The following is an 11,025-nucleotide window of genomic DNA, read 5'->3' on the forward strand; positions in this document are numbered from 1 at the left end:
CATGTTCCATTGCCGCCCATCCGACCGCCCGCGCAGCCGGGCCTATCTGCTGACGGTGCACATCGTCTTTGGCCTCTTTTTCGCCGCCAGCCTGGCCCTGGTCTTCGGCGGCGCGGTCATGCTCCTGTGGAACCGGCTTTTGCCGGACCTCTTCGGGTTCGCCCCGCTCACCTACTGGCAGGGGGTCGGCCTGCTCCTCCTGGCCCGCATCCTGACCGGCGGGCTCGGACACGGCAAAAGCGGCCACAGCCATGCCCGGCCCCGGCCGGAGAAGCAGCCGTGGCAGGAATACGATACGTGGTGGAAGGAGGTGGGGGAAAAGTCCTTTCGCCGCCACACCCAGGGCCCGGGCAACGAGAGCGGGGAAAAGGATTTATAGTTTCAACGGCTTTGGCCCGGGCGTTTTTTTCCCTGCCGCTGCAGCAATAAAACGCGCCGTCGGCCGTCTCAAAAAGTATCGCCACCCACGGGCGAAGTCCAAGGAGGTTTTCCCAATGGCCGAACAACCTGTCGTCCCCCAGCACGTGATCGACGCCTTCCACATGATGTGGGGGCCTTTTCCGGAAGTGGTCATGCTGCTCCACAAAAGCCGCGTCATCCTCGCCGTCAACGACGTTGCCCACGCCGCCGGCGTCCCGCTTGGCGTCAGATGCTCGAGCCTCAACCCCGAGAACAAGACCGACGGCCACTGTCGCCAGTGCCGGGCCCTGGAGGCGTTGCGCTCGGGCGGGCCGCTCGAGGCGTTTTCGGTTGCGGGCGGAAAGCGCATGAAGGCCTACTGGCTGCCGCTCAAGGAAGCACCCGACGTCTACGTCCACTTCGGCGTGTCCATCGGCCGGGAAATCGACGCGGCCCTGGCCGAGGCCGGCTGCGCCTGACGCCGTCTCCTCTTGGCCGCTCCCGGCCCGGGCCCGCCCTCGTGGAATCCGCCGGGGGCCCGGAAAACGAACGGCCCCCGGTCCAGGCTGGACCGGGGGCCGTTTTTCTTTGTGCCGCAAGGGTTTGGGAGGACCGCCCCCCTAGCCGAGGATGGCTTTGAGGTCTTCCTCGGGCGTGCCGATGGGCTTGATGTTGTACTTTTCGACCAGGAAGTTGAGGACGTTTGGCGTCAGGAAGGCCGGCAGGGACGGTCCGAGGTAGATGTTTTTGATGCCAAGGAAAAGGAGGGTCAGGAGGATGGCCGCCGCCTTCTGCTCGTACCAGGAGATGATGAGCGAGAGGGGCAGGGAATTGACGTCCGTCTGGAAGGCCTCGGCCAGGGCCGAGGCGATGACGATGGCCGAATAGGTGTCGTTGCACTGGCCGACGTCGAGGAGGCGCGGAATGCCGTCGATGTCGCCGAGGGCCTTTTGCATGGCGTTGAACCGGTACTTGCCGCAGGCCAGCGTCAGGATGACCGTGTCGCGCGGGGCCTGCTCCACGAACTTGGTATAGTAGTTGCGGCCAGGCTTGGCCCCGTCGCAGCCGCCGACCAGGAAGAAGTGTCTGATCTTGCCGGCCTTGACCAGCTCCACCACCTTGCCGGCCACGCCGAGCAGGGTCTTGTGGCCGAACCCGACCATGGCCGAGCCCCCCTCCTCGTCCGCGGCAAAGCCCGGCAGGGCCAGGGCCCGCTCGATGACCGGCGTGAAGTCCTTGGTCCCGTCCGGTTTGGCCGCGATGTGCGGGGCCCCGGGCCAGCCCACCCGGCCGGTGGTGAAGACGTTGCCGGTGTAGGCCGGCAGGATGCGCTGCAGGCAGTTGGTGGTCATGAGGACCGCGCCCGGCAGGGCGGCGAACTCCTTTTGCTGGTTCTGCCAGGCCGTGCCGTAGTTGCCGTAGAGGTGCGGGTACTTCTTGAGCTCCGGGTAGCCGTGGGCCGGAATCATCTCGCCGTGGGTGTAGACCGTGATACCCTTGTCCCTGGTCTGCTCGAGGAGCATGTGCAGGTCCTTGAGATCGTGGCCCGAGACCACGATGGCCTTGCCCTTCTTGTGTCCGAGCGGCACCTCGGTCGGGACCGGGTCGCCGTAGGTCTCGGTGTTGGCCGCGTCCAGGAGCTTCATGGTCTTGAGGTTGATCTCGCCGGTCTTAAGCGCCATGCCGACCCAGTCTTCCAGGGTCATGGGCTTGCCGTCCCAGCCGGCCGCCAGGGCGTCGTGGTAGAAGTCCGAAATCTCCTGATCCTTTTTGCCGAGCACCTGGGCGTGGTCCATGTAGGCCGACACGCCCTTGAGGCCGAAAAGCACGGTGTGCATGAGGGAGCGGATGTCCGGATCGTCGGTCGGGTAGTCGAAAAGGCCGGTCTCGCGGGCCTGATCGAGGAGCCCGGCGTAGTCCGGCGCCGGCACGAACGTGGCCGGCCCCTCGGGCAGGTCCAGGGCCTGGCCGGCCGCCTCGGCCTTTCCTTTCAGCTCGTCCCGGAACCGGACGATGTCGTGGATGAGCCGGACGAAGTCGTCGGGATCGAAATTGACGTTGGTGAGGGTGGAGAACAGGGCGTCCGGAAAATAGGCGTCCGCGGCCTCGCTCCGGTGGCCTGTCTTGCGCGCCTCCCGGGCGACCAGGGCCAGCCCGCGCAGGACGTAGGCCGTCAGGTCCTGCAGGTCGGACACCTCCGGCTGTTTGCCGCATACACCGATCTTGGTGCACCCTTCCCCTTTCATGGTCTGTTCGCACTGATAACAGAACATTGCCGCCTCCTTGGATGGGGATTTCCCGGGCCTTCGCCAAGCGGGCCGGCCCGTCAGGACTTGCCGGGCCGGCCGGAACGTCGGCACGGGGTATTGTCGACAGTCTTGGCAGATTCGAGGGCCCGCGGCAATGTGCTCCCCCCGACAGGGCCTTGGCCGATCCCTTTTTTCTTCCCCCCGCCCGCAAGGGCCTGGGCGGGGCCTCCCAGTCCGATCGTTGTTCCTGCCTGCCGCCTGGGAACGTCCCTGATGCGCCAGTGCATGTTCCCGCATAAGAATGCCTATCCACTGCATGGCAAAAACGATCCAAGGCTCCCATGCAAGACGCAAGGCAAACTATTTTTTTCTTTTTTCCCGCCGGCACAACAACCGCCACATGGTAACTTGCCAAGATTTTTCATTTGTTTTTCTCAGTACCCGACACTGCACGCCCGCGCTCCATATTTCCCGGCGACAAGGGCTGGAATTTTACTTTTTCTTTGATATTCCGGAAACGAGAATCCCTTTGGCGGCCGCAACCCGGACGGCAAGCCAGCTGCCAAAGCCTTCTTCCGGTCGCCGCCCCTGTTCGGCAAGAGAGGATCGTATGTGGAAAAGCCTCAAGGCTGCGGAAAAGATCAAAAGCGGCTTCATCGACGCCCTGCGGCAACGCCTGGCCGGCCTGCGCAGAAGCGACGCCCCGGAAAAGGGGGCGCCCGCCCTGGTGGCGGCCCCGATCAGCCAGGGCCTTGTCTCTTCGATCCTGGAATATCTGCCCGAGGGCATGCTCGTGGTCGAGGGCGAGGGCCTCGCCCTGCGGATGGTGAGCCGGTACGCCAAGGAGCTTCTCGGCCTTTCCGCCGAGGGGTTGCTCGAACGGACCTACCGCGATGTTTCGCTGCACGTGCCGATGTACCGACAGGACGCGGCGGCTCCCGCCCCCTTCGAGGCCCTGCCCCTGGTCCGGGCCGTACGAAGCGGGGAACTCGTGACCGAGGAGCAGTGGATCGTTACGCGGTCCGATGGCTACAAGATCCCCGTCCTTTGCAATGCCGGCCCCATCCTGGACGACTCCGGCCGGATCACAGGCGGCATCCTCGCGTTCGTCGACATGGTGGACACAAAGCTGGTCGAGAAAAAGCTTCAGGAAAGCGAAGAGAAGTTCAAGAAGGTCTTCACCTCGAGCCCGGGCATCCTGCTGCTGATGGACCTCGACAAGAAGATCATCCTCGACGTCAACAATTCCTTCACCGAGATCCTCGGCTACGGCCGGGAGGAGGTCAGGGGCCAAAACGTCGGCGTGCTCGGGCTGATCGATGCCCCCGGCAGCGGGGCCGGCCTCGAAACGCTTCTGGAGACGGAAGGCCGGTTCAGCGACCAGGAGCTCGTGGTCCGGACCAGGGAGGGGGCGAGCCGGATCATCCTGGCCTCGGCCGACGTGGTGCAGGTGGCCGGCCAGCGGTACCTGATCGCCGGGGGACAGGACGTGACCGACCTGCACGAGGCCCGGGAGGACGCCGAGCGGGCCAACCGGGCCAAGAGCGAGTTCCTGGCCAACATGTCCCACGAGATCCGCACGCCCTTAAACGGCATCCTCGGCATGACCTCCCTGGCGCTCATGACCTGCACCGACCACAAGGGACGGGAATACCTGGGCCTGGCCCAGCAGTCCGGCCAGCACCTGCTCGGCATCATAAACGACATCCTGGACATCTCGAAGATCGAGTCCCAGCGCTTCGAACTGGAGAAAGCCGAGTTCAACCCGCGCGAGACCCTGGAGAACCTCTTCCAGACCATGCGCGTCGAAGCCGACGCCAAGGGCGTGCGGTTCGACGCCACCGTGGCCCCGGACGTCCCGGACTGCGTGATCGGCGACGAGGGGCGGCTGCGGCAGATCTACGTGAACCTGATCGGCAATTCCATCAAGTTCACCACCGCGGGCGAAGTGGAGGTGCGGGTGGCCGTGGCGGCAACGGACGGCCGCCGGGAGCCCGCGGCCATGGGCGGCAAAGGCCGCATCTGCCTCATCTCCTCGATCCGGGACACCGGCATCGGCATTCCCCAAAAAAACCTGAAGCGGATCTTCGACACCTTCGCCCAGGTCAGCGTCGGGGCCAGGTACGGCGGCACGGGCCTTGGCCTGTCCATTTCCAAGCGGCTCGTGGAACTGATGGGCGGCCGCATCTGGGTGGAAAGCGAACCGGGCCGGGGGAGCACGTTTCATTTCACGGCCGAACTCCTGCGCGTGGCCCCCGGGGAACCGGCCGGCGCGGCCGGTTCCCGTTCCGGGAACCGGTGCCTGCTGCCCAACGGCCAACCGGGCCTGCGCATCCTTTTGGCCGAGGACAACGACATCAACCAGATCCTGGCCGTCAAGCTGCTCACCCTGCAGGGCCATGAGGTGGCGACCGCCGAAAACGGCCGCGAAGTCCTGGCGCGCCTTGCCGAAAGCGACTTCGACCTGATCCTCATGGACGTGCGCATGCCGGACATGGACGGCGTGGAGGCCATGCGCCGCATCCGGGACGGCGAGGTCCCGGGCGCCGATCCCGACATCCCGATCGTCGCCGTGACGGCCCACGCCCTGGCCGGCGACCGGGAACGGTTCCTGGCCGAAGGCTTTGACGGCTACCTGGCCAAACCCCTGGACTTCGAGGCCTTAAGCGGCCTGCTGGCGGAGGTGACGGCCGGACGGGACGCGGACTAGCCGGGCCGCCGCCCGACATCTCCGGCGGCCGGGCCCGGGACGCGACCCCGGCCGTTGGCCGCCAGCCGGGCCGGCGGGGCGATCAAACGTCCCGGGCCTCCCTGTCTGACGCTATCTCATTAATGATTCTATCGAATTGAACGATATCCACCGGCTTTGCGAGATAGCCGTCCATGCCGGCGGCAAGGAATCGCTCCTTATCCCCCTTCAGGGCATGGGCCGTCACGGCGATGATTTTGATGCCGGCCTTGTCCGGTCCCGCCTCCCCGCGCCGGATGGCCGAAACGATCTCCTCGCCGTCCATGTCCGGCAGACGCACGTCCATGAGCACCGCGTCGAAAGGCTGGTGGCGGAGCTTTTCCAAGGCCTCTTTCCCGTCCGCCGCGGTGTCGACCGTGTGGCCCCGTTGCTGCCGGAGGAATTCGACCGCGAAGAGCCTGTTGACAGGGTTGTCTTCGACAACCAGAAACCTGAGCTTTCGCCGCTTCCGTGGGCAAGCCGAGGGCACGGGCTCGGGAAGCGGCTCCGGTGTTGCGTCGCCCACGACGAATTCCGCGGTAAAGGAGAAGAGGCTTCCCTGCCCGAGCTTGCTCTCGGCCCAAATCCGGCCGCCCATCATTGCAACCAGGCTTTTGGAGATGGACAGGCCAAGGCCCGTGCCGCCAAACCTGGTATGGCTCGAAAGCCCGATCTGGCTAAAAGCATGGAAGACTTCCCCGAGGCCGTCTTTCGGAATGCCGATGCCGTCGTCCGCGACTTGGAACAGGAGACGGGCGGAACCCGGGGGGGCCGGCTGGCCGTCCCGACCGACCGTGACCCGTACGCCGCCTTTCGGGGTAAACTTGATGGCATTGCCGACGATATTGATCAGCACCTGCCGCAGACGCCCCTGATCCCCGACAATATGCTCGGGCACATGGCTGTCGATGCAATGGTAGAGGGAAAGTCCCTTTTCCCTGGCCGTGATCGCCAGGGCATTGAATGTCGAGCCCAGGCATTCGTGCAACCGGAACGGCTTGTTGTCGAGAACGGCGTGCCCTGACTCGATTTTTGAAAGGTCCAGAATATCATTGATGATATCGAGGAGGGCATGCCCGGACTGCAGGACGAGCCGGAGATATTCTCCGGCTTGCGGCGGCATGTCCATCAGAAGGGTCAGTTCGGTCATGCCCAGGATGCCGTTCATGGGGGTGCGGATCTCGTGGGACATGTTGGCCAGGAACTGGCTTTTGGCCCGGTTGGCCGCTTCGGCGGCCTCCTTGGCCGACCGCAATTCCCCGGTCTGCTCGAGCACCCGTTGCTCGAGGGTTTCGTTTAGCCGTTTCAATTCCTCCTCGGCATTCCGGCGTGTCGTAATGTCCTTAAACAACACCGCGAACTTTCCCGGCCGGGGGCAAAAGGCCGAGATGCTGAAATAGCGGCCCAACGGGGCGAAATAGGTTTCGAAGAAGGCCGGTTCGCCGGTCTGGGCCACCCGGGCGTAGCTATCGAGAAAAGGCGGCCGGTCCACGCGGTACAGCGACGTGGCCAGGGCGCCCACGGCTTCCTGGCGGGTGAGGCCCAAAATCGCCTCATATTTGGGGTTGACCTCCAGAATCCGGTAATTGGCCGGGCGACCCGCCTCGTCGTAAACGAGCTCGTGCACGCACAGCCCCTGGTCCATGGACTCGTAGAGGGCCCGCAGGCTGGTTTCGTTCTCCCGAAGGGCTTCCGTGGCCTTCTTTTGTTCCGCCCGCACCCGCAGGGCATCGATGCCAAAGGTCAAGGCATTGGCCAGTTCCACGAGCAGGTTGAACTCGTCGCCCTCGAAGGCCTCCGCCTCGCCCGCATAGATCATGAGCACGCTTGTGACTTCGCCTCTGACCACCAGGGGCAGGGCTATGGAAGAGGCGTACCCGCGCCGGGCGGCTTCCTTTCGCCACAGCAGGAGCTTGGGGTCCGACAGCATGTTGCGGCAGGCAACGGGTTCGCCCGACCGCACCGCCCTGCCGGTCGGGCCCTGGCCTTTTCCATCATTTGCCCAGGATATCTGAATATTTTCCAGATACCCATCCTCGAATCCCCAGTGGACGAGAGGGCGTACGGTCTTTTGCGGATCCTTTTCCGGGATGCCGATCCAGGCCATGCGGTATCCGGCGTCTTCGACCATCAGGCGGCAGACCCCGCAGAGGAGGTCGGCTTCTTCCGCGGTCTTGACGAGCAGGCGCGTGCAGGCGCTGTAGGCCCGGACAGCCCGCTTCGACCGGCGCAACTGCTCTTCGAGGGCGGCGCCTGGCCCTCCCCTGGGAGAAGCGGCGGACGGCAGGCAGGGATCTGGACGCTCCCCCTCCCAATCCGAAGCGGAATGGTTCCGAGGGGCCGCCTTGGAAAGAAGCCTTTGGCGGGGCTTCGCGTCATCGCCCATGGCAACCGGAACGCTTGTTGGAGTGGACCAGGCCATACCGGCATGCGTTGGCGGCAGCCTGCAAGAGGCCGGTCAATACGGCCCAACCGCATACGGCAAAGGCCAGCCAGGGATGTTGCATGGTGAACGTTGTCCCTCAAGGAATTTGTATCCGTCGCCGGTAAGAAGAAGCCAACGCGCCCTTTTCGGCCGCAACGCGACGGTCTAGCGTTGGTATCACCCTCCGCGCATGCACCGCAATCCCCGGACTGGCGCTCAAACAAAGAGCAACAGGACCAGCCAGCCGTGGGGGAAAAGGGAACGGGAGCCGGGGACAAAGCGGAGCGCGTCCCGGTCTGTCCGTGCTTCGCGGCAAAGGGGAGTGGGGAACGGATACGGGTCCGTATCCGGGGGGTTATTTCCCGAATTCGATCCAGTGCCCGGCGTCCTCCCGGGCAATGGCGAAGGGATGGATGCCGGCGGCCCGCAGCAGCCGGGCATGGGTTTCCGGTTCGGTCCCGGGCCGGGGCGGCGGCGGCCCCTTGGCCCACCGGGGGTCGCGGGAGGCCATCCGGCGGCAGATGGCTTCCCGGATGGCCGGGGAACCCAGCCCCCCGCCGAGAAAGGCGCGGCCGCGCGGCGACAGGACCCGCCGGATTTCGCTAAAGGCCCGGGGCAGGTCCTCCCAGAACATGAGCGAGCCGCGGCTGACGGCCAGATCCACGCAGCCGTCCGGCAGCGGCAGGGCGTGGACGTCGGCGGCCAGGGCCACGGCCCGTCCGGCCAGCCCGCGCCCGGCCGCCTCTCCGGCCGCCGCCCGCACCATGGCCGGCGATTGGTCGAGCAGGACGGCGAAGCAGCCGCTGGCCGCCGCCACGGCCAGCCCGAGCCCGCCGCCGCCGCAGCCCAGATCCAGGCACACGCCCCGGGTGACGCCCGACTGTTTCAGGAAACGGTCGGCGTAATACGGGTAGAGCGGGGCAAAGACGTCCCGGCTTATGGCGAGAAACGCCGCCACATCCCGCTCCGTGCCCATCCCGCCCCCCGGCCGTGGCGCCGGGCCGGCCCCAGCCTTTGCCGTCATGGCGTCACCGCGCCCCGGCCGGCTTGTCCTGCCGGTGGATCACGGCCATGAGCCCCTGGTTGTAGAGATTGCGGGCAAAGCACTCGCAGGCGATGTCGCAGCCCGTGGTCACGTGCATGAACATGCTGCGGTTGCCGACGGCGATGCTGCGGCCCGGATAGGCCTCGCCGATGGTCCCGGACGGCAGGGCCGTGAAATAGCCCGAAAAGGGGTAGGGTTTGCGCTCGGTGTCGTCCAAGTAGTAGCGGTAGCCGCCGTTGTGCTCGAAGACGCGGTGCCCGCCCGTGGTCAGGGCCAGGTACTGGCTGTCGCCCGGTTCGTAGCAGTACCAGCCCCGGCCGTTGCGGCAGGCCGTGAACGGCGCGGGGAAATCCTCGCAGCCGAGGCCCTCCAGCAGGGCGATGGCCACCTTTTCCCGGCCAAGCCGGGCGAGGACCGCGTTTTTGACGTCGGTGACGGAAGCCACGCCGTCCAGGTTGGCCGAAACCGGCACAACCGGGCTCGGGGCCGGCAGCATGACCAGCCGGCGCAGGGAGGTGGTGTTGAAGTACCGGCCGGCCCGGGCCACGGCCAGCTGTTCGGGCAGGCGGCCGCCGTCGTCCGGGCCGCCGCCGAAGAGCTCCAGCATCTCCTCCCGGCTGGCCACCCGTTCCAGGTCCGGATGGCCGGAAAGCCGGTCCATGTCCCGGGCCGAGAGCCCGTAGAGTCCGGCATAGCGGGCCGACCAGTTGCTGGCCACGGCCAGCCCGTCCAGGCCCGTCAGGTCGATGGGGGCCACGGCCCTGGTCATGCCGCCCGTGCCGACGATCACCGTGGCGAACCCGGACTCCCGGGCGAACCGCTCCACCTCGGCAAAGGCCTCCTCGCGCATGGCCTCCCGCTCCGTCGCGGTCAGCGGCGAATAGCGCGAGCAGTAGTACTGCCGGGCGTAGGTCAGGAAGGCGAAGCCCGGATCGTACCGTTCGATGAGGTCGAGCGCCGTGTCGGTCACCCAGTCGTTGCCGCGCGGGTCCCGGTCGCCGGGAAAGGGATGCCGGGCCAGCACGCCCTTGACCATGCCGACCAGGGGCGCGTCGGTCTCGATCTTGTGCCCGGAGCGCAGGTCGACCACCTGCTGCCACTGCCTCGCGTCCAGTATGGCCAGACTCATGCGCGCACCTCCCCGGCGTTCCAGTCCACCCGCGTGCCGAGCAGGGCGATGTGTCCGCCGCACTCCGGACAGACGTCGCCCCGGCAGCGGAACGTGTCCAGCTTGTCCCCGCCGCAGCCCAGGCTGTGGCGGGTGATCACCTCGGCCCCGCAGCCCGGACAGCGGGTGCCGACCCACTCCGAACCGATGAAATTGTGGAAATAGAGGTAGGGCAGGCGGACGCGCAGCTTTTCGAGCCGCTGGTTTATGTCCTCGATATTGGGATAGTCCCGCTGGCTCATCTTGTGGGTCGGCAGCAACCGGAAGACGTGCCAGGGGATGTTCGGATCGATGTCGGCCAGGATATCGGCCATGGCGTCCAGCTCGTGGTCGTTTTCCCCGTCGATGACCGGGGTAGTCACCTCGACGTGGCTGACCCGGGACAGCTCGCGGATGTTGCGCACGACCGGAGCGCTGTCGGCAATGCCCAGGCAGTCGCCGCAAAAGGCCGGGTCCAGCCCCTTGAGGCTGACGTTGACGAAGGAGAAGATCTCGCCGAGCCGGGCCGTGGCCGCAGGCGTGGCGTAGCCGTTGGTCAGGCAGCCCATGGGCATCCCGGCCGCCTTGGCCGCCCGGGAGACCCGGGTGAGGGTCGGCAGGGACACCGTGGGTTCGTTGATGGAAAAAACGATGGAGTGGCAGCCCTGCTTGCGGGCCAGGCCGACGAGTTGCTCGGGGCCGATGTCGAGGAGGATGTCGGCCAGGCTGGCCGGGTCCTCCTTGGCCGCGTAGGCGTTGGCGCAGTAGCGGCAGTCCAGGTTGCAGCCGGCCGTGCCGACCACCATGCACCGGCTGCCCGGGTAGGCGTGGTAAAAAGGGATCGTTTCCACCCGGGACACGGCGTAGGCGCACCACTTGTCCGGAAACCGCTCGACCAGCCGGCCGCCCTGGTTGGCGTACATGCGGCAAAAGCCGTGCCGCCCCTCTTCGAGACGGCAGTATCGTTCGCAGTAGTCGCATTGCATGTCTGTTCCCTTCCTGCGTTGCGGCGGCGGTCGGTTCGACCACCCC

8 protein-coding genes are annotated in these 11,025 nt (G+C 66.2%); 3 read left to right on the top strand and 5 right to left on the bottom strand.

What is annotated here, in order from left to right; all coding sequences use genetic code 11:
* Position 1: 1 nt before the first annotated feature.
* Together DFW101_RS18660 and DFW101_RS09905 are read left to right on the top strand one after the other, a co-directional pair.
* Positions 2–379: a hypothetical protein gene (locus tag DFW101_RS18660; RefSeq protein WP_009181376.1), complete on the top strand. Its 378-nt coding sequence runs from the start codon at positions 2–4 to the stop codon at positions 377–379.
* A gap of 115 nt (positions 380–494) precedes the next feature.
* A complete protein-coding gene (locus DFW101_RS09905) occupies positions 495–878 on the top strand; it encodes a hypothetical protein (RefSeq protein ID WP_009181377.1) in 384 nt (127 codons plus the stop codon).
* Between the two features lie 141 nt (positions 879–1,019).
* Here the strand turns inward: DFW101_RS09905 and hcp are convergent, their stop codons facing one another.
* A complete protein-coding gene (gene hcp, locus DFW101_RS09910) occupies positions 1,020–2,672 on the bottom strand; it encodes a hydroxylamine reductase (RefSeq protein WP_009181378.1) in 1,653 nt (550 codons plus the stop codon).
* A 586-nt stretch (positions 2,673–3,258) separates the two neighbouring features.
* Here hcp and DFW101_RS09915 point away from each other — a divergent pair.
* Positions 3,259–5,358: a PAS domain-containing hybrid sensor histidine kinase/response regulator gene (locus DFW101_RS09915; RefSeq protein WP_009181379.1), complete on the top strand. Its 2,100-nt coding sequence runs from the start codon at positions 3,259–3,261 to the stop codon at positions 5,356–5,358.
* A gap of 82 nt (positions 5,359–5,440) precedes the next feature.
* On the opposite strand, the gene DFW101_RS09920 is transcribed toward DFW101_RS09915, so the two are convergent.
* The 4 genes from DFW101_RS09920 to DFW101_RS09935 all read right to left on the bottom strand — a co-directional run bounded on the left by DFW101_RS09920 (position 5,441) and on the right by DFW101_RS09935 (position 10,979).
* Positions 5,441–7,609 carry a GAF domain-containing hybrid sensor histidine kinase/response regulator gene (locus tag DFW101_RS09920; protein WP_232285951.1) on the bottom strand — a complete coding sequence of 723 codons (2,169 nt, stop codon included), beginning with the start codon at positions 7,607–7,609 and terminating at the stop codon, positions 5,441–5,443.
* Between the two features lie 547 nt (positions 7,610–8,156).
* The gene (locus DFW101_RS09925) at positions 8,157–8,759 is read right to left on the bottom strand and encodes a class I SAM-dependent methyltransferase (protein WP_232285955.1); all 603 of its coding nucleotides are present in this window, start codon (positions 8,757–8,759) and stop codon (positions 8,157–8,159) included.
* Positions 8,760–8,829: 70 nt separating this feature from the next.
* Positions 8,830–9,975: a hypothetical protein gene (locus tag DFW101_RS09930; RefSeq protein ID WP_009181382.1), complete on the bottom strand. Its 1,146-nt coding sequence runs from the start codon at positions 9,973–9,975 to the stop codon at positions 8,830–8,832.
* Positions 9,972–10,979 (bottom strand): radical SAM protein, encoded by a 1,008-nt coding sequence (locus DFW101_RS09935; protein WP_009181383.1) that lies wholly within the window; start codon positions 10,977–10,979, stop codon positions 9,972–9,974. Before DFW101_RS09935 ends, DFW101_RS09930 begins: the two co-directional genes overlap by 4 nt.
* Between the last annotated feature and the right edge of the window lie 46 nt (positions 10,980–11,025).

Source organism: Solidesulfovibrio carbinoliphilus subsp. oakridgensis (assembly GCF_000177215.2).
Classification (GTDB): Bacteria; Desulfobacterota; Desulfovibrionia; order Desulfovibrionales; family Desulfovibrionaceae; genus Solidesulfovibrio; species Solidesulfovibrio carbinoliphilus.